Consider the following 19,321-nt stretch of genomic DNA (forward strand, 5'->3'; position numbering starts at 1 on the left):
GCGCTTTTCGGCTTTATCGCGCCCAGGCTATGATTAGTCAATTTGCTAATTCTTATCCGCCGTATTAGCAAGGCTACTAATGGGAGCTAGGATGACAATTCCGACGTCACAATCTGACGCATTGGTCAGCAAATGGGAGGGACGTCGCTTCCTCAACGACCGCCTCGACTGGAACCTGCTGCGCACCTACCTGGTGATCGGCCAGGAAGGCAGCATCAGCCGCGCAGCGGCCCGCTTGCACATCACCCAGTCGGCGGTGAGCCAGGCTCTGAAACGGCTGGAGGAACAACTGGAATGCGCGCTGATCCTGCGGCGCGGTCCGCGCTTCGACCTCACTGCTGCGGGTGAGGAAGTACTGCGCATCGCCACCGATATCTATGGCGACATTTCGCGCATCGGCGCGGCGGTCGAAGAACGCAACGACGGTGTGGCGGGCAAGGTGCGGCTACTCAGCATCAGTCGGGTACAGTCCCCGCTCTACGACGATTTCCTCGCTGAGTTTCACCAAGCGCACCCGCGCGTGGAGCTGGAGATCGAGGTGATGCGAAGCTCGGACATCATCAGCTCTCTGATGCAGAAAACCGCAACGGCGGGCCTGGGCCTGTGCCGCATTCCCCAACCCAAGCTGGAGCAACGTCAGCTCTTGCGTCAGCGCTATGCCTTCTTCTGCGGCCAGCGCCATCGTTTCTTCGGCCGCAGCGATGTGCCGCTGGAAGAGCTCAAGAGCGAGAACTTCGTGAGCTTCGTCAGCGACCAGTTCGGCGGCAACCTGTCTCCCCTCGCGATTTTCCGCGACCAACAGGGCTTCACCGGGCGGATCGTCGCCTCGTCATCGAGCTTCGAAGAGATTCACCGCCTGGTCTGCGCCGGATTCGGTATCGGCTGCCTTCCCGAGCACGTCCTCGACAAGGACATCGAAGAAGGCCTTCTGTGGCGGCTGCCACCAGCGGAAGGCATCGTCGATGTCGATATTTACCTGCTGTGGAACCGCGAGCAGAAGATGACCATTGCCGAAAGCGTCTTCCTGGAGAGCTTCCAGCACCGGCTGGCTACGGCGAATGATTCCTGACGTCAGCGAGAGCTAATGGTGAGCTCCCTGAGTTGAAGTTTGCCTGGGCTGGAGTGCTCGTAATTCGGGGCATGCCTCGTTACGGCATGCCCCTTCATAACGCTGGCGATCAACTCAGGCGACTCGCACGACCTTGAGGTCGGCCAGTATCTCCGTGGCGCAGCGTTGGCCGGTCTCGACTGCGCCGTTCAGGTAGCCCTGGGACTCGATCGAGGTGTGCTCGCCGCAGAAGTGGCAGTTGCCCTGCCGGGTGCCTTCATAGCCGACGAACGCCGTGTAGTTCCCCGGCGCGTAATAGCCGTATGCCCCCTTGGTCCAGCGGTAGCCTGGCCAGTAATTGAGGATGGCCCGGCCATTCCACTCGTTGGTGATGCCTGGCAGTACCCGCTCCAGTTGGCCAAGGAATTGCGCCGCCTTGATGTCCAGCGAAGCATTGTTCATCGCCACCGCAGTCGCACCGCCGGTGAAGTTGTTCAGGATGCCTTCGCTGCCCGCCTGACCGCGAGTGACCTCCCAGGTGTCCTGATAGCCCGTGTCCGAATAGCTCGACCCGTTGCTGTTCTGCTGACGCCAGATGCGTTGGCGGAACTGCAACTGGAACTTGCTGCTGTTGCCCATTGGCATGCTGCCAATCGCCAGACATTTGCGCGCGTCGAAGCCGGCCGCGGAATAGTCGACACTGCTGCGCAGGATGCTGAATGGAATGGCCATTACCACCCGCTGGGCGATCACCTGGCGCGGGCCCTTGCTGGTGTTGAAATCCAGGCTGTAGCTGGTATCCGGATTGAGGCTGATGCGCGTCAGCTCGTGACCGAGATTGATCTGGCCTTCGCTGAGGCGGCTGGCCATGCCACTGACCAGTTGGTCATTGCCGCCACGGATGTGATAGCGCTCATCGGACTCGCCGAACATTTCGAGTTTTTGCTTGCTTGAGTAGCCGAGCAGATAGATCAGGTTGAGCGCACTTTGCTCGCTGCAGGCCGCGCCGTATTCGATTTCGTAAGCCACATCGAGCAGGCGGCCAAGGCGCGAGGTGTTGCCGCCAGGCACATAGCGGTTGATCCACTCGGTGATGCTCATCTTGTCCAGCACCTGACCGCGCGCGGTATAGCTGTTCCACAAGGTCGGGAAGGGTGCGGCCTTCACCTCGCTGGCGAGCTGCGCCTGGATCGTCTGGAAGTCGGCAAAGGCTTCCTCTACGCCGTAGCGCTGGCCCGCGAAGAAGTAGATATCCTCGCCGCCCTGGGCCTTGTCGTAGTCCAACAGGTCATCTACCTGCAGGCCCAGTTCCTTGGCCAGCCTCAGGGTTTCCACGTGGTAGCCGTCAATCAGCTCGCCGCCGTTCTCGGCAATCTGCCCAGGGAACGTGCTGCGGTTGCTGAAGCAACGTCCTCCCAATCGGGTGGAAGCCTCGAAGACGGTCGCGCTGACCCCACTTTTTTTCAACTCATAAGCGCAGCTCAAGCCGGCCAAACCTGCGCCGATTACCGCCACGCCAATGCTGCCCGAGCCGCCACTCGGTGCCGCTTCGGCGAATGTTGGCAGGCCGCCGCCGGCGAGTACCACGCCGGCAATACCTGCGGCCTTGAGCACTTCGCGGCGCGAACGCTGCAGGGCCAATGCCTGGTGGAAGTCCGTGGTTTCCGGGGTGCTGCCGGCAAGGCGGCTCAGCGCCTGCAAACGGCTGAGCAAAGGTGTACGAGCCATCTATGAATCTCCGTTGTTATTGGTATCGGACTGCATAGAACAACTACGTTTGGGAGCGACCGGCCTTGTCGCCGGGCTGACGTCAGCCCGGTCACACCGGGCACCAGGCACTGCTGCGATAACGCCGACTCCCCCGTGCGATATCGCGCCGCGTTCAGGCGCCAGAAGGCTAGATGCGCCTAAAAAGGCCGGCAAATTCTAAATAGAGAAGGCAGCGTTCGATTAAATAGATAGCCAGGCCCGAGGGTGGGTGCGTCCATCCTCCGCCTACCCCGCTACTGCCACGCTGCACGCCTTTAGCCGCGCACCCTGGCCGTGATGAGGGCGGGTTCGCGACTGGAGGCGCGCTTGACCCACTCGGCTGGCGGGCAACCCACCACACTGGTGAACACCCGGGAGAACGACGCCTGGGAGCTGTAACCGACCGCAGAAACGATCACCTTGATCGGCACGCCTTCACGCAGCAGGTCCTGGGCGACTTTCATGCGCCACTGGGTGACGTAGCCCATCGGGGAACTGCCCATGATCTCGGTGAAGTGCGCCGAAAACCTGGACCTGGACATATTCGCCAGGCGGGCCAACTCCTCGACGCACCAGGGGGCTTCAGGCTCTTCGTGGATTCGGCTGAGCACCGTTGCCAAGCGTCCGTCCTGCAGGGCGAACAGCAAACCGCTGGAAATCCGCCCCTCCTCCACCGCACGCCGGACCAGCAGCACGAAGAGGTACTCGAACAGCAGGTTCAAGGCTTTCGAGCGGCCTGGGGCCCGCCCCTGGAACTCGGTTACCAGCGAGGCCATCACCGGCGCCAGGGGCTCCAGCGTATCGAGCGGAAACACCAGCGTTTCCTGTAGCCCGAGGTGGAATGGCCCCGGGGAGTTCCGTCCGAACAGGAAGGAGGCGCAAATGAGCTCCGCAGGCTGCTCGGAACTGGACCGCAACTGGTAACGGCAACTGCTTGGACAGAACAGCACCGCGGGCTCGCTGATCGAGATCTTCGGCACCCCGGGCTGGACCATATCGATGCCACCCCGCTGGACGACATGGATGAACGCCATGTCTTCGGGCTTGTCCAGCACCAGTGTCCCTTCCACCGGGCCCGCGAAGAACAGCCGGCCCTGCAGGTTGGTGCGCTCGAAGAATTCGGAGAGAACATCCATAAAAGGGACAACCCGCAAAAGATTTGGTACGTCCTGGCAAAAGCCCGATTCGACGCGGAATTAGGATTCAACCGTCGCCGATGGTAACCACGAGCCTTCCAGCCCGCCACGGCGAAAACGACTTGCCCTATCGCCGACCGGAGTCCCGTCATGAGCCGTGAGACCAGCCCCATCTACACCGACCCCACTGATCCTGCCTTGCCCGATCCGGGCATGCAGCTCGACCTTGCCAAGGCTGCACTGGTGGTCATCGACCCGCAAATCGACTTTCTCAGCCCCGAGGGTGTGAGCTGGGGTGTGTTCGGCAAGAGCATCACCGAGCACGATACCGTCAAGCACATTGGCCAGCTCTTCGCCGCAGCGAAGGAAGCCGGTATCACCGTTGCCGTTTCCCCGCATTACTACTATCCGAGCGACCACGAGTGGCAGTTTGGCGGTCCGCTGGAGAAGGTCATGCACAGCATCTGCATGTTCGACCGCAAGGGACCGCTGACCCTCGAAGGATTCGAGAACTCCGGGGCCGATTTCCTGCCTGAGTACAAGCCGTACATCCTCGACGGCAAGACCATCATTGCCTCACCGCACAAGGTCTATGGCCCGGAGACCAACGATCTGGCGCTGCAACTGCGCAAGCACGGTGTATCGCAGATCATCCTGGCCGGCATGGCGGCGAACCTGTGCGTGGAGTCGCATCTGCGCGAACTGCTGGAGCAGGGTTTCGAAGTGGCCGTGGTGCGTGATGCGACTGCCGGACCCACGACGCCGGAAGGCGACGGTTACCTCGCCGCGCTGATCAATTACCGCTATATCGCCAATGCGCTGTGGACCACGGCGGAAACCCTGGAACACCTGAAAGGCAATTGAACGCCAGTGCAGCAGGACCGCGCCGGCCGCGGCGCGGTCCTTCACAGAGAGTCCGTTCACATGCGCAAGATTTCCTACCGCTATCGCCAACACGCCGCGGCCGTCATCCAATCAGCGATCACCTGCGCCGTGGCCGCAGCCATCGCCAGTCCGATGCACCTGCCCGCCGCCCCGCTGCTGTCGTACTGGATGAACAGCTGGCTGCTGTCCTGGCTCACCATGGCCCCCATCGTCCTTCTGGTCACGCCCTGGGTCAGGCGTCTGACAGGCGTTTTCGTCCAGGACGACCTGCCGTGAAGCGGCGTGGGCACTCGCTACCCGCCGGTACATCGTCAGCCGTCTACCGGCGCAAAGATCCACCCTTCCCTTACGGGAATTTCTGCTGTGGGCTGGACGAGCTTTTCGGAGTGAAAGTGAAAGAGCCATGCGATCAGGGCGCAGGTCAGAGCATCGACCTGATCGGCGTGGTGGAAATGCGATGGATGCCCCGCGTCAGGTGATTTCCCAATGCCGTATTGCTCGTGCAATTCGGCCATCGTGTTCGAGCGCTTGCAGGCACTGGGATAGGCCTCGATAGCGCGCAGCCGGTTTTGATCCGTCCAGACCCCGCAGGTCTCGATTGTTGGGGCGAAACGCGCCAGCGCATGCATCCCCTTGGTGGCCTGGCTGCCGATCATGTCTTTCAGTGCGGATAAGGGGTTCAAGCCGCGCTCAAACAGGAAACGCTCGGTGCGGCGGAACAGGTACGGGTTTTCCGATGATCCCTCGATTGCGTCGGCCGCCTGACCATTCACCACCAGGTCGATGAAGCCCTGGGAAAAGCCCAGCGGCGTGTCGATGGCCAGGACGACGGAGGCCGATTCGAAGTGATTGGCGTCCAGCTCGCAAAGGCCCAGCAGCCGGGAGATGAAGCTGTCGGTATCCGCAGACTGATTGATGGGACGACGCAAATTGCCTCGCCAAGGACGGCCCAGGAGATTCCGTTGGCTATCGAGCACAACGAGGGCATCGCGGCTGCTCGGGTTCTTGTCGCAGTTCCATCCGCCCACATCCCAACCGATGAACACTGGGGCCGAAGTATCTGAAGTCATGCCTGTCTCTTAATGATTCGAATATGAGGGGCCTTCCCCGCCCTTACACCCTGGACTTCCCGGCCATCCCGAAGCTCTTCGACAGGTTCGACAAGCCCTGGGGCGTCACGCTCAGGGCTCTGGAATCCAGGTGGCGGGTCACCCAGCCGCGCTTGAGCATCAGCTCCAGCAAGGCGGCACCCAATGCGCCGCCGATATGGGGCGTGCGTTCGCTCCAGTCCATACAGGGATAGGCCAGGCGGCGACGCTGGCGGTTCACCGCATCGATGTCGATGCCCAGGCGTTCCAGGGCATCGCTGCCGGTTTCGGTGACGCGGTAATCGCGGCCTTCAGCTTTGATCCAGTTGGCGTGCAGTAGCGCATCGTGCACCTGCACGGCGACTTCGCCGGCGCAGTGGTCGTAGCAGGTGCGCGCAAGACGCAGCACCGAAGGCGTCGAAGGCTGGAAAGCCGCTGCGGGGACTCCGGCCAGTTGCAGCAGGCTTTCCAGCGCCTGGGCCACTTGCGGGTTGGCCAGGCGGTAGTAGCGGTGGCGGCCCTGCACGTGGAGTTCCACCAGTCCCTGTTCCAGCAAGCGGGTGAAATGACCACTGGCGGTGGACGCGCCGATGTCGGCAACGGCGGCCAGTTCCGTGGCGGTACGCGCGTGGCCGTCGAGGAGGCTGCAGAGCATCCGTGAACGTGCCGGGTCGGCAATGGCGCCGGCCAGCGCGGCGAGATGGTTGTCGGCGGTATCTGCATCCATGGTTTGGCCCTCCCCGAAGTGTCGGTTACTCAAATCCCCGGAGCACGGCGAACTCCTCCACCGGAGCCCGCTCGGAGCGCAGGCTGTTCACCACCGCCGTTCGATCCGCGTAGCCCAGGGCCATGCCGCAATAGAGCAATTCATGCTCCGGCAATTCGAAGTGCCGATGCAGGCTCTCCCGCACCATCGCCCAGGCTTCCTGCATGCAAGTCGACAACCCCTGCTCTTCTGCGGCCAGTGCCAGCGACTGCATGAACATCCCCATGTGCGCCCACTGGCCGTGGCCCATGGCGCGGTCGATGACGAAGAACAGCCCCACCGGCGCACCGAAGAACTGGTAGTTGCGTGACAGCGCACGCATCCGCGCGGCCTTGTCTTCGCGGGGAATGCCCATCAGCCCGTACAGGTCTTCGCCGATCTTGTAGCGACGGGAGCGATAGGGCTCGTCCAGTGCTTCGGGGTAGATCAGGTGCTCCCCCGCCTCGCCCTTGGGATTCTTCAGCAGGGCTTCCACCGCCAGGCGCTCCACGGCGAGCCTCTCCGCGCCGCTCACCGCAATCACCTTCCAGGGCTGCAGGTTGCCTCCCGAAGGTGACCAGCGCGCCGTTTCCAGCAGGTCCCTGACCTGTTGCGCGGTGACGGGCGCGTCGCTGAACGCGCGGACGGAGATACGTTTCTTCAGGAGTTCAGCTACGGACATGCTCAGGTCTCCACGCGATTGCGTCCTGCCGCCTTGGCTCGATAGAGAGCCCGGTCGGCGCTTTCGATCAGTTCCAGTTCCCGTCCCGCTGCCTGGGCACCGTGCACGGTGGCGGTGCCGATACTGGCGGTGACGTGGCCAAAGGGGCTGGCGCTGTGCTCGATGCCCTGCGCATTGATGCGTTCGAGCAGATGCTCGGCGACGCTCAGGGCGCCCGATGCATCGGTGTTCGGCAGAATCACGGCCAGTTCTTCGCCACCGTAGCGCGCTACCAGGTCCCCGGAACGCTTCACGCCCCGCTGCAGCTGCTCACCGAAGGTGCGCAGGCATTCATCGCCCGCGATATGGCCGTAGGTATCGTTGTACCCCTTGAAGTGGTCGATATCGATGAGCAGCAGCGAAAGCGGCATGCCATCACGCTTGGCGCGCCTGGCTTCGGCCTCCAGCCGCTCATCGAAGCAGCGCCGGTTGGCAAGGCCAGTGAGCTGGTCCTGGGCGGCCAGTACCTCCAGTTGGCGGTTGGCCACCAGCAGGTCTTCGCGAGCGGACACCAACGAGGCTTCCGCGTCGATGCGGCGCTTGATGTCGAGGATCAGCAAACGGCCGATGGCGACGATGATTGCCAACAGGGTCAGCACCACGCCAACGATCAGCCAGGCCTGGTTCTTCCAGGTCCGCAGCGCTTCGTGCTTGCCCAGCGCCACGGTGGTCACCAGCGGGTAGCGATCGTTCTTGCGGAAGGCGTAGATCCGTTCCGTGCCGTCGAGTCCGGACCTGAAGGAGGCGGTGCCAGACGTAGCGCCGGAGAAATAGCGAAGGAAATTCGGCGAGCGGGAGAAGTCGTGGCCGACGTCCTTTTCGCGGTAGGGGTAACGGACCAGCAATTGCCCGCCGGTGGTACTCAGGCTGATGGTGCCCTGCTCGCCGACATCGATCTTGCCGAACAGGCGCAGGAAGTTCTCGATGCCCAAGGTCACGGCGACGACCCCGGCGAAGCGGCCTTCGTGGTCGACGAAGCGACGGCTGACGGTGAGCACCCAGTCCCCGGTGGAGCGGCTCTTGATGGGCGGGCCAATGAAAATGTCCGGGGACGGATGATCCCGGTGGTGGACGAAGAAGGCGCGGTCGGCACTGTTCGCCCCTTCAGGAATGAGTCCGGTGGACGACATCAGCCAGTTGCCCCGGGCATCGTAGATGACCAGGCCGTTGAGTTGGTCCAGCCAGCTTTCCTGGCGCACGGTCAATTGCTGCAGGCGTTTCAGGTGAGCCGGGCCGCTGCCTTCGGACTCCAGGCGCTCGGTGATGCCGAGGAGCAGCATCGCACTCTGCGTGATGATGCCTTCAGCGTAGGTGTCCAGCGTTTGCGCCAGGTTGAGGTTGTTGGTGTCGATTTCAGCCAACGTGCGATCGCGCGCCGACCAGACCTGCCAGGCGGTGGCCAGAGACAGCGACAGGCAGACAACGAACAGCAAGAGTACGGCCAGGCGGATATCACGCTTCATCCAGGTACCACGCGGAAAGTCCAGTTTCCGGACTGCAGGTTCCGCCGTATCGAAGGCACGACGGTTCTACATCCTCCATCCCGTGAAACGGCCCGTCCTGGACCGGCGATCAGGGATGGCGCGGATTCTACTGCGCCTGGCGCAAAACGCATTGGCCGACGGGCCACCGGCTACCCCAGGTTCGGCAGAGGGTCCGGCCCTTGTTTCAGATGCCAAATAAAAAAAGGCCGCCTTGGGGCAAGGCGGCCATGAATAAAAACCAAAGGATTGATGAAGTGGAGGCGCCGAGTGCAATTCTTGGGGGAGACCAGAAAGTGCACTCGGCAAAAATCTTCATCGAGGGCAAGTTTACCGATTTCACTCGGCCGCCCAAATCAAACACCTTGATAGCCACTATCAACGTCAATACATGGGTTTCTTTGTCTTCAGCTGTTAGGCCGCCAGAAAGATCATCAAAAAGTACTCTTGACAACTCTTTTAGATATTCAGAGAGAAAATCCATGAGCCCCTCTAAATCACCTAAAAGCCCCATCTGTCAACTCACTTGACAATGATTTCAAAGCTAATCATGCGCACCATGATCGTCTTCCAGTATTTCCGCCGCGCAATTTGTGGAAACAAAAAAATGGCCACCTCAAGAGAAGCAGCCAAAGTCAGAGAGTAACTCGATGAAACATCTGCCGTCCGGCGGAGTTGGTTGGCGATTACATGCTTCATCCCGCACATCGTAACGACAGGTAAATTCCTTAAATATTGATCTCATTGATATTTGAAATTGATGCTTACAGTTTTTTAGTTGGAACTCATCGTGATAACTGTTTGCGCGCATCGCGCCGGTACAACCGGCAACCACAACGACAATGAATGGATTTGCCTGTCGACCCGTTGAGCTTCAAGGCTCGCGGGCATCGACAGTTCCTCCCCTTCCTGCCTTTTCCAATACCAACAAAACGACCATCAGGAGCACCCGTGATGCAACTCAATCCCCTGAGCGCCCTGGCGCTGGCGGTTTCCGCCGCCATCAGCCTGCCCGCCCTTGCCAGCGAGCAGTCCGAATCCCAGGGTTTCGTCGAAGATGCCAGCGCCACCCTGCTGCTGCGCAACGCCTACTTCAACCGTGACTTCAAGGACCACACCAACGACGCCAAGACCTGGGGCCAGGGCTTCATCGGTACCTTCGAGTCGGGCTTCACCCAAGGCACCATTGGTTTCGGCGTCGACGCCTATGGCCTGCTCGGCGTGAAACTGGACAGCGGCCGCGGCCGTAACTACAGCGCGTTCTTCGACACTGACAGCAACGGTCACCCGGTGGATGACCTCTCCGAGGCCGGTGCGGCGGTGAAACTGCGCTTCTCCAACACCGTGCTGAAGTACGGCAACCAGTTCCCCAACCTGCCCGTGCTGGCCCATGACGACAGCCGTCTGCTGCCCCAGGCCTTCACCGGCACCCTGCTCACCAGCAAGGAGATCGAGGGTCTGGAACTCAACGTCGGACGCTTCACCGGCGACAGCCCCATGGGTGATCCGGCGCGCGACCCGAATCATCTGAAGAGCATCGACGTGGTCGGCGGTAGCTACGCCGTCACCGATGACTTCAGCGTGGCGCTGTACCACTCCGATGTGGAGGACGTGTACAAGAAGTACTACGCCAACCTGAACTACAACATCCCGTTCAATGACCGGCAGGCGCTGAACTTCGACTTCAACATCTACCGCACCAAGTACGACGACGGCTCTGCGGCCGCGCTGGACTTCGGCGGCGATGGCCATGACGACAAGAACACCCTGTGGAGCCTGGCGGCCAAGTACAGCATCGGTGCCCACGCCTTCATCGTCGCCCACCAGCGCAACACCGGTGACGCGGGTTATGCCTACGACTTCGGCGACGGCGGCAGCACCATCTACGTGGCCAACTCCTACTATTCGGACTTCAACCTGAAGGACGAGCGCTCCTGGCAGGCCAGCTACGAGCTGGATTTCGGCGCCTATGGCGTGCCGGGCCTGAGCTACAAATTCGCCTACGTGCGCGGCACCGACATCGTCGCCGGTGGCGAGAACGACGGCACCGAGCGCGAGATCTTCAACCAGTTCAAGTACGTGGTGCAGGACGGCCCGGCGAAGGACCTGTCCTTCAAGCTGCGCAATTCCATCTACCGCGCCGACAACCAGGTGGGGCCGGACCTCAACGAAGTACGTGCCTTCATCGAGTACCCCCTCAGCATCCTCTGATGCACAAGGTCGCGCCGGTTCGCCGGCGCGATCTCCCCTCCTCGGGGCGGGCGCGTCTAGTGCCTGCCTCTCTCTTTACCAGCCCTCCCTTCCACGGGGCCACGCGCTTGCCGGGACGGCACTCTGATGATCTGGAACACCAGCCGATCGAGCCGGTTGCGCAATCGCGCAATCCAGACGCGCAGGCCGGCGGGTTTCGGCGGCACCGCCGAATCGGGACGAATGGGGATGATTTTGGCCATGGTAGTGCCCTCTTCAGACTTCACGCTGATAACGCCAGCCTGCGCGTGAGCCACCCTCCCCACGTTGATCTGCAGCAACCGCTTTGGCGTGTTTCCATGCGGAAACCTGCGCTTCGTCGGCTCCCACTGCTTCATCCCGATTAGCTTGATCCTCATCAAATCCACGCAGCGGATTCGGCGTAAAAAAAAAGGCAGGATTTCCAATCGGAGTACGCAGCCATGTCGACGCTACAGAGCTCGCGGTCTCACGCCGCCATTCCCGATGCACTCGCTGGTGAGCATTGGGTCGAACCCTTGAAGGACGGCAGCCATGTCCTGGTCCGCCCCCTGCGTCCGGAAGACCGGGAGCGCGAGGTCGAATTCATCCGCAACCTCTCTCCCGAAACCCGTCACTTCCGCTTCCTCTGCGCGGTCAAGGAAGTCAGCCCCACCTTGCTCGATCACCTGATGGAGGTCGACTACCAGCAAAAGATGGCCTACGTCGCCCTGGTACATCGGGATGGCGAGTTGGTAGAGATCGGTATCAGCCGCTACGCCGCTGTCGGTGATGCCGGCGAGTGCGAGTTCGCGGTGACCATCGCCGATGGCTGGGACGAACTGGGGCTGGGCGAGGTCCTGCTCCGCCACCTCATTGATTCGGCCCGCGAGAACGGCTTCAAGCGCCTGTACTCCATCGACGCTGTGTCGAACGTGCGGATGCAACGCCTCGCCCGCGAACTGGGATTCAACTGCCGGCGAGACCCTCGGGAAGCCTCGCAACTGATCCACAGCCTGGAGCTTTGAACCCTCGCCTCTGGAACGCCCGCGGTTAGGCGACGGGGAAAAATCGGCTGGTCAAATCGGAAAAGGCGCTGTACTTTACGCGCCGGGTGTCGGGTCGCTCATGCGGCCCGACAGGTTTCATGTGTTGGTCGGGCCGCCGCACAAGCTGCTGAGTATTAGCGACCATGAACCAAGCCCCTTCCCCAAAGGCGCTGCCGGCTGCGCAGCGTATTGCCGACAAGGCATTCTCCGCGTTCGAGAAATTCCTCCACATCGAAGCCGTCAGCGGCATCGTCCTGCTGATCGCCGCCGCCGCTGCGCTGATCTGGGCCAACTCGCCCTACGCCAGCAGCTACGAGCACCTCTGGCACATGCCGCTTTCGTTCGGCATCGGTGATTTCGTCGTTTCCAACTCCCTGCATTTCTGGATCAACGACGCCCTGATGACGGTGTTCTTCCTAGTGGTCGGCATGGAAATCCGCCGGGAGATACACGAAGGCGCGCTGGCCAATCTCAAGCTTGCCGCCCTGCCGATGATCGCCGCGTTCGGCGGCGTGCTGGTACCGGCCCTGGTCTATCTCACCCTCAACAACACTGAAGGGTTGCGCCAGGGCTGGGCGGTCCCGACTGCCACGGATATCGCTTTCGCCGTTGGCGTCCTCGCCTTGCTGGGCCGCTCCGTGCCCGGCTCGGTGCGCGTCTTCCTGCTGGCCCTGGCGATCATCGACGACATTGTCGCGGTGCTGATCATTGCGCTGTTCTATTCCGGCGGCCTTGACCCGCTGGGCTTCGCCATCGCCGGTGCCGGCATCCTGCTGGTGCTTGGCTTGCAGCACATCGGCATCGGTTCCGCCTATGCCTATGTGTTGCCGGGTGCATTGCTCTGGTTCGGCCTGCTGAAGACCGGCGCCCACCCGACCCTGGCGGGCGTGGTGCTCGGCCTGATGACGCCGGTTCGCCCGGTCAAGGTGATGGCGCCTCCCCTGCAGACCGCCTCGAAGGCCATCAGTGAATTCGCCGAGCGCAAACAGGCCGCCGACAGCGGCGCCAGCGAACTCATGGAACCCATCAAGCAGCTTCGTCACGCCCAGCGCGAACTGCTGCCCCCGGTGATGCGCGTACAGATGGCGCTGCATCCCTGGGTCGCCTACCTGGTGATGCCGCTGTTCGCGCTGGCCAATGCCGGAGTGAGCCTCGACGGCGTCAACCTCGGTGAAGGCGCTTCCATGATGGTGTTCTCCGGCGCGGCCCTGGCCCTGGTGCTGGGCAAGCCGCTGGGCGTTCTCACCAGTAGCTGGCTGATGGTGCGCATGGGCTGGTGCAGCCTGCCACCGGGCATGACCTGGGCCTGGATGGGACTGATCGGCTGCCTGGCGGGGATCGGGTTCACCATGTCGATCTTCATCGCCAACCTCGCCTTCACCCAACAGGACCTGCTGAGCGCCGCCAAGCTCGGCGTGCTGGTGGCTTCGGTAACTGCCGGCGTGATCGGGCTGCTCTACGGCCGCGTGCTGGTGGCCCGAGCGAAGCGCCGCTAAGTCCTTCCGACTATTGGACAGGCCGCCAACCCGATTGGCGGCTGCGTTCTTGCCGGCCCTCTCCAGGCGCCTGGACTACCCTGCATGGTTGCCGGCATCGCATGCGTGCACTGGGGTAGGCGCCCTTTCCTCTCCTGTGTTGCGGTCGCGGACCGCGATGACGGCATTACCGCGAACCTTGTTCCCGCGCCCCAATGCCAGGAAGGAGCAGCCTCATGCCGAACGCCCTGTCCGCCAGCCAGGTCCCCAATCAGTTCGTCGAATGCAATGGCCGTCGCCTGGCCTACCGCGTGATCGGGGATGGGACGCCAATGGTCCTGTGCCTGCGCTTTCGCGGTGTGATGGATTCGTGGGACCCGGCCTTTCTCGACGAACTCGCCGAGCTGGGCTTCAAGGTGCATGTGTTCGACTACAGCGGGCTGGGCCTGTCCGGTGGGACCCGCACCTACGACCCCGCTTCGCTCGCCCGCGACACCCTCGAACTGATCGCCGCGCTAGGACTCAGCAAGGTGGTGCTTGGCGGCTGGTCCCTCGGTGGCATTGCGGCACAGGTGGCCATGTTGCAGGCGCCGCAACTGGTCAGCCACCTGGTGCTGATCGGCACGACTCCGCCCGGCCATCTGGTGCAGACCGGTGAGCCTCTGTTCTATGAGCTGGCGGGCCGCGAGAACGACTTCGAGGACTTCGTGAAGCTCTTCTTCGAGCCAACGTCGACCGCCAGTCGCGAAGCCGCCGTTCTCTGTGCTGAGCGCATTGCGGCACGCCAGGACGGTCGCTGCCCGGAAGTGCCCCACGAGTGGGCCGGCCAGCAGCTGGGAGACGGTCCCCGCAACCCGATGTTCCCGCTGCAACCGGCGCTGGATGCATTGCGCACCACCCGCACACCGGTCCTGCACCTTGGCGGTGACCACGACATCGTCTTCCCGGTGGAGAACTGGTACGCGCTCAACCGCGCCCTGCCCACGCTGCACCTGGTGACCCTGCCGAGCACGGGGCACGGGCCGCACATGCAGTACCCGCAGGCCGCCGCCCGGCACATTGCGGCCTTCGTTGCCGGCTGATGGATTCCGCTGTGGGGCGTCAGGCGTCGGTGGCCAGTTCGACCGGCACCTCCAGCCCCACTTTCACGTTGTTCATCGACACCAGGGTGCGGAAGCGCTTGACGTTGTTGCTCTCGAAGAACAGCTGCCGGGTCAGTTCGGTGTACTGCTCCATGCTCCTGCAGGCCAGGACCAGCACGAAATCAAACTCGCCGGCGACGTAGTAGCACTGCTGCACCTGCGGACAGGCGAGGAAACTGCGCTTCATCGCGTCCAGCAGGTCGAGCCGTTCGCTCTCCACTTCCACCTCGGCGATGATGGTCAGCCCGTGGCCCAGCTGTTGCGGATCGACCAGCGCCACCGTCTTGCGGATCACACCCTCCTCACTCAGGCGCTTCAGCCGACGATTGACCGCTGCGGAGGACAGATTCACCCGGTTGCCCAGCTCCGCCTGTGACAGGCTGGCGTCCTGCTGGACGTGGTGGATCAGCTTGAGGTCGAAGGCATCCAGGCTCATGGGCGGTGGCTCGCAATGAAATTGTTTGTGAAGGCGCGATAGCGGAATAAAAGTACGCAATTACCCGCTAAGTAGAGAAATCGTTACTGCATCGAAGAAATATTATTACGCAGTCATTCAATCTGCCCTGCTGGAGTTTCTCTGATGAGTCCGCTCTCCCCTTCCTCCGCCGTGCTTCTCGATGGCCAGGCCCTGCTGCTGCAGATCCGGCTGCTGGGCGAAATCGGCGCAGAGCCGGAGCAGGACGGCCGCACCCGCATCGCACTGACCGATGCCGACAAGGCTGGCCGCGACCAGTTGCTGCGCTGGATGGAGGCACTGGACCTGGAAGTACGGATCGACCGGATCGGCAACATCTTCGGCACCTTGCGTGCCGACGGTGACCAGCAGGCGCCCCTGATGATCGGCTCGCACATCGACAGTGTGGCCAACGCAGGTGCGCTGGACGGCTGCTACGGTGTGCTGGCCGGGCTCGCGGTGGTGCGGGCGTTTCGCCAGGCTGGCGTCCTTCCCTCCCGCCCGATCACCGTGGCGGCGTTCACCAATGAAGAAGGCGTGCGCTACCAGCCGGACATGATGGGCTCGCTGGTGCATGCGGGCGGTCTGGACGTCGACGTGGCGCTGGACACCCTGGGCACCGACGGCACCCGCCTGGGCGATGAGCTGGCCCGCATCGGCTATGCCGGCGATCTGGAGCCCGGCGCGCTGGTGCCCCACGAGTACCTGGAGCTGCATATCGAGCAGGGGCCGATTCTCGAAGCCGAAGGCTTGCAGATCGGCGTGGTGGAAAATCTCCAGGGCATTTCCTGGCAACAGGTCACGGTCAAGGGCAGCGCCAACCATGCGGGCACTACACCGATGCACTTGCGCCACGACGCAGGTTCAGTCGCTGCCGCTGCCATCACCCACCTGCGCGAGATCGCCGTGGACGGCACCCTGGCCACCGTCGGGTGCCTGCGCCTTGAGCCGAACCTGATCAACGTGATTCCGCGCAAGGCCGTCTTCACCGTCGATCTGCGCGATCCCGACGAAGCCCGTTTGCAGGCTGCCGAGAAACGCCTGGCCGACCTGCTTGCGCACCTGGCCGAAACCGAAGGCGTCGAGATCCACAGCGAGCAACTGGTGCGCTTCGAACCCGTGGTCTTCGACAGCGACCTCGCCAGCACAATCGCCGCCTCGGCCAGTCGCCTGGGGTTCAGCCACAGGCGCATGACCTCGGGTGCCGGCCACGATGCACAGATGATCGCGCGCATCGCCCCGGCCGCCATGATCTTCGTGCCCAGCCAGGGCGGCGTCAGCCACAACCCGCGCGAACACACCAGCGACGAACTCCTGCTGGCCGGTGCCGACGTGCTGCTCGACGTCGTTCGCCAGCGCCTCGCCCGGTCCTGACCATCCTGCTCGCCTTCAATCGTTCGGAGCCCCAGATGCTGATCGTCAATTCCAAGGCCGCGCGCCGCCCCTATCCCGAAGCCCTGCGTACCGTCATGAACATGCAGCAGGCCGCCGAAAGCCGAGTCTGGCTGTCCACCTGGAATCGCTTCGAGCGGTCGGTCACGCCATTGTTCGAGATGCCCGACCTGGCTGCCGAACTGGGCCTTGCCCAGGTACTGATCAAGGACGAATCCGTGCGCTCGCCGCTGGCCAGCTTCAAGGTGCTGGGCGCCCCCATCGCGCTCCTGCGCCTGATCCTCCAGCGCTTCCCCGAACGCGCTTTCGAACCCAGTGCCCTGCTCGCTGGTAAGCATGCCCAGGAGCTGGCCGGGTTCACCGTGATCAGCGCCACCGACGGCAACCACGGCCGGGCCCTGGCGGCTGCCGCACAGAGCGTCGGCTGTCACTGCGTGATCGTCCTCCATGCCCACGTCAGCGAAGAACGTGAACAGGCGATTGCAGCCTTTGGTGCACGAATCATCCGCATCCGAGGCAACTACGACGACTCGGTCCAAGAAGCCGCCAGGTTGTCGCAGGAAAATGGTTGGACCGTGGTTTCGGACACGTCCTATGAGGGCTACGAGGAAATTCCCCGCGATGTGATGCAGGGCTACGGGATCATCGCCGCCGAGGCGCTGGAAGCCCTTGGCGCGAACGACGGCGCCTGCCCCTTCAGCCACGTATTCCTCCAGGGCGGCGTGGGCGGGCTGGCCGCCGGAATTGCCAGCTATCTGTGGGAGCGCTACGGCGCAGCGCGGCCGACCATGATCGTGGTCGAGCCGCGCCAGGCCGACTGCCTCTACCAGAGCGCCCTGGTGGGGCACGCGGCGAAGGCCAGTGGATCGGTGGATTCGGTGATGGCCGGGCTGGCCTGTGGCGAAACCTCGCCTCTCGCGTGGAAGTTCCTGGAAGGCTGCATCGATGCCTTCATGACCATCGAGGACCAGGAGGCCGTCGATGCCATGCGACGACTGGCCAAGGGCAGCGAGAACGACCTGCCGCTGGTGGCCGGCGAGTCCGCTGTGGCGGGACTGGCGGGTTTACTGCGACTGCTGGAGTCACCCGGCAAGGCTGCCCTGTTGGGGTTCGATGGACGATCCCGTGTGCTGCTGATCAGCACCGAAGGCGCCACCGCACCGGCGCTTTATGCCGAGCTGGTGGGCGAGGCGGCCGCCACTGTGCAGGAGCGTCAGCGCGCCTGGCTGGAGACGCGCTGAGGGGAGCACTCAGGCTCGCTGGGCGCTGCGCTCGACCATCGCGACTCCAGCTCAGGCGCCCTGCTCTTCCATGGGCGCCGCTTCCGAGAGGTGCTCGGCAAGGATCGACAGTTCGACTTCGGCAGCCTTCAGTTCCGCCTCCCCGGCAATCTCCCAGCGATCCTTGAGCACCAGCAAATCAGCTTCCTGATCGGCCTTCAGGCACCACTGGAAATGGTCGTGCCAGTCGCCCAGTGCGGACTGCACGGCCTTCAGAGCGTAGAAGGCGTCCTGGGAAATGGGTGAAAGCTTCGGGTATGCCTCGTGGACGTAGCGCATGCGTTTGACCAGGAGGCGCAGCGCATGGCGGTCGTACTCCGGGTCGGCCAGTGCCTCGCGCAGGCGCTGCAACTGGCGCCGCAGCCGAATCTTCACGCGCTCGCGAAGCTTGTCCAGGTCGCCATCGCGCTCGGCTGCGCGCATCCGCGCCGGCCAGCCGTCGAGCACCGTCATGAAGCGTTGTACCGTGGCGCTGGCTTCGATGATGGCGTAGCGGGACTCCAGCAGATGCTTGCGGCGCTCCGCCTGGTCGTGGAAACCCTGGCGGTCCAGCTCGACGATCAACACCTCAAGGTCACGCACCGGCGTAGTCAGCCGACCGACATCGGCCGCCGCCGCATCCAGCTCCCTGGTGGGCTCCAGCCGACGCATCGGCCGCAACAGGCTGCGCAACTTGCGCAAGCCGATTCGCAGATCGTGCAGTGCCTCGACATCCGTGCGGCAGGCGAGCCGCGCATAGGCGTGGTGAAGCTTGACTTCCAGTTCCAGTACCTGAGCGATGAGCGAATCGACGAATGACATCCTGACTACCCTTCGAAACGGTGTGCCAGGAGATTAGCCAAGGAAAATGAGAGTGATGTTGCATCAGGTCAATTTCGTCACGAGCCGGCACTTCGGCCAGCGTGGACAGGGGACGGAGGTTGTGTCAGCGTCCGGTCGAAATTGGCAAACCAGGGAGTCCGGTGTGGCTGACAAGACAGAAGCGATCGCGCAATTCATCAAGCAGGAATTTCCCCAGACCCGCGTCGAGGTCGACGCCGTGGGCGAACGTAGCGCCCGGGTGTCCCAGGCGGTGGACGAATGCGACCTGCGACCCGGCGGCACGGTTTCCGGCCCCACGCTGATGGCTCTGGCGGACGTCGCGCTGTACGTCGCCCTGCTCGGGGAAATCGGAATCGTGCCGCTGGCGGTGACCACCAGCCTGACCATCAACTTCCTGCGCAAACCCGAAGCCAGCAAGCGCGTCATCGGCGAATGCCAGCTGATGAAAGTCGGCAAGACCCTCGCGGTGGGTGAGGTTTCGCTCTATTCGGAAGGGATGGATGAACCGGTGGCTCACGTGGTGGGCACCTATTCGATTCCGCCGGCACACATGCGCTAGGCGGGAAAACGCACCCTCCCGTCCACCATCCGGCACCCCATGGATGCCCGGGCGTCGCAGGCCCGGTACAATGCGCCCCCTGCATAC

The 19,321-nt window shown here is 63.0% G+C and carries 21 protein-coding genes; 10 read left to right on the forward strand and 11 right to left on the reverse strand.

Annotated elements, in window-relative coordinates:
- The first annotated feature begins 91 nt into the window (after positions 1-91).
- The gene (locus tag E8F06_RS23260) at positions 92-1,069 is read left to right on the forward strand and encodes a LysR family transcriptional regulator (protein ID WP_280371474.1); all 978 of its coding nucleotides are present in this window, start codon (positions 92-94) and stop codon (positions 1,067-1,069) included.
- A gap of 114 nt (positions 1,070-1,183) precedes the next feature.
- On the opposite strand, the gene E8F06_RS23265 is transcribed toward E8F06_RS23260, so the two are convergent.
- Together E8F06_RS23265 and E8F06_RS23270 are read right to left on the reverse strand one after the other, a co-directional pair.
- Positions 1,184-2,776 carry an NAD(P)/FAD-dependent oxidoreductase gene (locus E8F06_RS23265; RefSeq protein WP_280371476.1) on the reverse strand — a complete coding sequence of 531 codons (1,593 nt, stop codon included), beginning with the start codon at positions 2,774-2,776 and terminating at the stop codon, positions 1,184-1,186.
- A gap of 296 nt (positions 2,777-3,072) precedes the next feature.
- Positions 3,073-3,933 carry an AraC family transcriptional regulator gene (locus E8F06_RS23270; protein WP_280371477.1) on the reverse strand — a complete coding sequence of 287 codons (861 nt, stop codon included), beginning with the start codon at positions 3,931-3,933 and terminating at the stop codon, positions 3,073-3,075.
- Between the two features lie 150 nt (positions 3,934-4,083).
- On the opposite strand from E8F06_RS23270, the gene E8F06_RS23275 reads away from it, so the two are divergent.
- Both E8F06_RS23275 and E8F06_RS23280 read left to right on the forward strand, forming a co-directional pair.
- Positions 4,084-4,797, forward strand: a complete 714-nt coding sequence (locus E8F06_RS23275) for a cysteine hydrolase (RefSeq protein WP_280371479.1) — start codon at positions 4,084-4,086, stop codon at positions 4,795-4,797.
- A 60-nt stretch (positions 4,798-4,857) separates the two neighbouring features.
- Positions 4,858-5,094: a DUF2798 domain-containing protein gene (locus E8F06_RS23280; RefSeq protein WP_280371481.1), complete on the forward strand. Its 237-nt coding sequence runs from the start codon at positions 4,858-4,860 to the stop codon at positions 5,092-5,094.
- A gap of 35 nt (positions 5,095-5,129) precedes the next feature.
- On the opposite strand, the gene E8F06_RS23285 is transcribed toward E8F06_RS23280, so the two are convergent.
- From E8F06_RS23285 to E8F06_RS23310, 6 genes are all read right to left on the reverse strand, one after another.
- Positions 5,130-5,888: a hypothetical protein gene (locus E8F06_RS23285; RefSeq protein ID WP_280371483.1), complete on the reverse strand. Its 759-nt coding sequence runs from the start codon at positions 5,886-5,888 to the stop codon at positions 5,130-5,132.
- Positions 5,889-5,931: 43 nt separating this feature from the next.
- The gene (locus E8F06_RS23290) at positions 5,932-6,633 is read right to left on the reverse strand and encodes a helix-turn-helix transcriptional regulator (RefSeq protein WP_280371485.1); all 702 of its coding nucleotides are present in this window, start codon (positions 6,631-6,633) and stop codon (positions 5,932-5,934) included.
- Positions 6,634-6,658: 25 nt separating this feature from the next.
- Positions 6,659-7,333, reverse strand: coding sequence for a nitroreductase (locus tag E8F06_RS23295; protein ID WP_280371487.1), 675 nt, complete (start codon positions 7,331-7,333; stop codon positions 6,659-6,661).
- A 2-nt stretch (positions 7,334-7,335) separates the two neighbouring features.
- Positions 7,336-8,835 (reverse strand): diguanylate cyclase, encoded by a 1,500-nt coding sequence (locus E8F06_RS23300; protein WP_280371489.1) that lies wholly within the window; start codon positions 8,833-8,835, stop codon positions 7,336-7,338.
- Between the two features lie 205 nt (positions 8,836-9,040).
- Entirely contained in the window at positions 9,041-9,337 is a 297-nt protein-coding gene (locus E8F06_RS23305) for a hypothetical protein (RefSeq protein ID WP_280371491.1), read from the reverse strand.
- A 38-nt stretch (positions 9,338-9,375) separates the two neighbouring features.
- Positions 9,376-9,552, reverse strand: coding sequence for a hypothetical protein (locus E8F06_RS23310; RefSeq protein ID WP_280371493.1), 177 nt, complete (start codon positions 9,550-9,552; stop codon positions 9,376-9,378).
- Positions 9,553-9,807: 255 nt separating this feature from the next.
- Between E8F06_RS23310 and E8F06_RS23315 the strand changes: the two genes are divergently transcribed.
- Positions 9,808-11,064, forward strand: a complete 1,257-nt coding sequence (locus E8F06_RS23315) for an OprD family porin (protein ID WP_280371495.1) — start codon at positions 9,808-9,810, stop codon at positions 11,062-11,064.
- A gap of 56 nt (positions 11,065-11,120) precedes the next feature.
- Here the strand turns inward: E8F06_RS23315 and E8F06_RS23320 are convergent, their stop codons facing one another.
- The gene (locus E8F06_RS23320; RefSeq protein WP_280371497.1) at positions 11,121-11,306 is read right to left on the reverse strand and encodes a hypothetical protein; all 186 of its coding nucleotides are present in this window, start codon (positions 11,304-11,306) and stop codon (positions 11,121-11,123) included.
- A gap of 219 nt (positions 11,307-11,525) precedes the next feature.
- Between E8F06_RS23320 and E8F06_RS23325 the strand changes: the two genes are divergently transcribed.
- The 3 genes from E8F06_RS23325 (at position 11,526) to E8F06_RS23335 (ending at position 14,667) form a co-directional block, all read left to right on the forward strand.
- Positions 11,526-12,089 (forward strand): GNAT family N-acetyltransferase, encoded by a 564-nt coding sequence (locus E8F06_RS23325; RefSeq protein WP_280371499.1) that lies wholly within the window; start codon positions 11,526-11,528, stop codon positions 12,087-12,089.
- A 164-nt stretch (positions 12,090-12,253) separates the two neighbouring features.
- On the forward strand, positions 12,254-13,606 hold the full coding sequence (gene nhaA / locus E8F06_RS23330; protein WP_280371501.1) for a Na+/H+ antiporter NhaA: 1,353 nt from the start codon (positions 12,254-12,256) through the stop codon (positions 13,604-13,606).
- 215 nt (positions 13,607-13,821) lie between these two features.
- Complete coding sequence (locus tag E8F06_RS23335; RefSeq protein ID WP_280371502.1) at positions 13,822-14,667, forward strand: alpha/beta hydrolase; 846 nt, start codon at positions 13,822-13,824, stop codon at positions 14,665-14,667.
- A gap of 19 nt (positions 14,668-14,686) precedes the next feature.
- Here E8F06_RS23335 and E8F06_RS23340 read toward each other — a convergent pair whose 3' ends face one another.
- Positions 14,687-15,163, reverse strand: coding sequence for an Lrp/AsnC family transcriptional regulator (locus E8F06_RS23340; protein WP_280371504.1), 477 nt, complete (start codon positions 15,161-15,163; stop codon positions 14,687-14,689).
- A 144-nt stretch (positions 15,164-15,307) separates the two neighbouring features.
- On the opposite strand from E8F06_RS23340, the gene E8F06_RS23345 reads away from it, so the two are divergent.
- Together E8F06_RS23345 and E8F06_RS23350 are read left to right on the forward strand one after the other, a co-directional pair.
- On the forward strand, positions 15,308-16,555 hold the full coding sequence (locus E8F06_RS23345) for a Zn-dependent hydrolase (RefSeq protein WP_280371506.1): 1,248 nt from the start codon (positions 15,308-15,310) through the stop codon (positions 16,553-16,555).
- 35 nt (positions 16,556-16,590) lie between these two features.
- Positions 16,591-17,814 (forward strand): diaminopropionate ammonia-lyase, encoded by a 1,224-nt coding sequence (locus E8F06_RS23350; RefSeq protein ID WP_280371508.1) that lies wholly within the window; start codon positions 16,591-16,593, stop codon positions 17,812-17,814.
- A 51-nt stretch (positions 17,815-17,865) separates the two neighbouring features.
- On the opposite strand, the gene E8F06_RS23355 is transcribed toward E8F06_RS23350, so the two are convergent.
- Positions 17,866-18,654, reverse strand: a complete 789-nt coding sequence (locus E8F06_RS23355; RefSeq protein WP_280371510.1) for a CHAD domain-containing protein — start codon at positions 18,652-18,654, stop codon at positions 17,866-17,868.
- Positions 18,655-18,817: 163 nt separating this feature from the next.
- On the opposite strand from E8F06_RS23355, the gene E8F06_RS23360 reads away from it, so the two are divergent.
- Positions 18,818-19,234 carry a PaaI family thioesterase gene (locus E8F06_RS23360; RefSeq protein ID WP_280371512.1) on the forward strand — a complete coding sequence of 139 codons (417 nt, stop codon included), beginning with the start codon at positions 18,818-18,820 and terminating at the stop codon, positions 19,232-19,234.
- The last annotated feature ends 87 nt before the right edge of the window (positions 19,235-19,321 follow it).

Source organism: Pseudomonas sp. BN411, from assembly GCF_029871235.1.
In the GTDB taxonomy this organism is placed as follows: domain Bacteria; phylum Pseudomonadota; class Gammaproteobacteria; order Pseudomonadales; family Pseudomonadaceae; genus Metapseudomonas.

Bases quoted from the DNA above. Each gene is read 5' to 3' on its own strand.
- E8F06_RS23260 (WP_280371474.1), top strand. From the start codon at position 92: ATGACAATTCCGACGTCACAATCTGACGCATTGGTCAGCAAATGGGAG.
- E8F06_RS23265 (WP_280371476.1), bottom strand. From the start codon at position 2,776: ATGGCTCGTACACCTTTGCTCAGCCGTTTGCAGGCGCTGAGCCGCCTT.
- E8F06_RS23270 (WP_280371477.1), bottom strand. From the start codon at position 3,933: ATGGATGTTCTCTCCGAATTCTTCGAGCGCACCAACCTGCAGGGCCGG.
- E8F06_RS23275 (WP_280371479.1), top strand. From the start codon at position 4,084: ATGAGCCGTGAGACCAGCCCCATCTACACCGACCCCACTGATCCTGCC.
- E8F06_RS23280 (WP_280371481.1), top strand. From the start codon at position 4,858: ATGCGCAAGATTTCCTACCGCTATCGCCAACACGCCGCGGCCGTCATC.
- E8F06_RS23285 (WP_280371483.1), bottom strand. From the start codon at position 5,888: ATGACTTCAGATACTTCGGCCCCAGTGTTCATCGGTTGGGATGTGGGC.
- E8F06_RS23290 (WP_280371485.1), bottom strand. From the start codon at position 6,633: ATGGATGCAGATACCGCCGACAACCATCTCGCCGCGCTGGCCGGCGCC.
- E8F06_RS23295 (WP_280371487.1), bottom strand. From the start codon at position 7,333: ATGTCCGTAGCTGAACTCCTGAAGAAACGTATCTCCGTCCGCGCGTTC.
- E8F06_RS23300 (WP_280371489.1), bottom strand. From the start codon at position 8,835: ATGAAGCGTGATATCCGCCTGGCCGTACTCTTGCTGTTCGTTGTCTGC.
- E8F06_RS23305 (WP_280371491.1), bottom strand. From the start codon at position 9,337: ATGGATTTTCTCTCTGAATATCTAAAAGAGTTGTCAAGAGTACTTTTT.
- E8F06_RS23310 (WP_280371493.1), bottom strand. From the start codon at position 9,552: ATGAAGCATGTAATCGCCAACCAACTCCGCCGGACGGCAGATGTTTCA.
- E8F06_RS23315 (WP_280371495.1), top strand. From the start codon at position 9,808: ATGCAACTCAATCCCCTGAGCGCCCTGGCGCTGGCGGTTTCCGCCGCC.
- E8F06_RS23320 (WP_280371497.1), bottom strand. From the start codon at position 11,306: ATGGCCAAAATCATCCCCATTCGTCCCGATTCGGCGGTGCCGCCGAAA.
- E8F06_RS23325 (WP_280371499.1), top strand. From the start codon at position 11,526: ATGTCGACGCTACAGAGCTCGCGGTCTCACGCCGCCATTCCCGATGCA.
- nhaA (WP_280371501.1), top strand. From the start codon at position 12,254: ATGAACCAAGCCCCTTCCCCAAAGGCGCTGCCGGCTGCGCAGCGTATT.
- E8F06_RS23335 (WP_280371502.1), top strand. From the start codon at position 13,822: ATGCCGAACGCCCTGTCCGCCAGCCAGGTCCCCAATCAGTTCGTCGAA.
- E8F06_RS23340 (WP_280371504.1), bottom strand. From the start codon at position 15,163: ATGAGCCTGGATGCCTTCGACCTCAAGCTGATCCACCACGTCCAGCAG.
- E8F06_RS23345 (WP_280371506.1), top strand. From the start codon at position 15,308: ATGAGTCCGCTCTCCCCTTCCTCCGCCGTGCTTCTCGATGGCCAGGCC.
- E8F06_RS23350 (WP_280371508.1), top strand. From the start codon at position 16,591: ATGCTGATCGTCAATTCCAAGGCCGCGCGCCGCCCCTATCCCGAAGCC.
- E8F06_RS23355 (WP_280371510.1), bottom strand. From the start codon at position 18,654: ATGTCATTCGTCGATTCGCTCATCGCTCAGGTACTGGAACTGGAAGTC.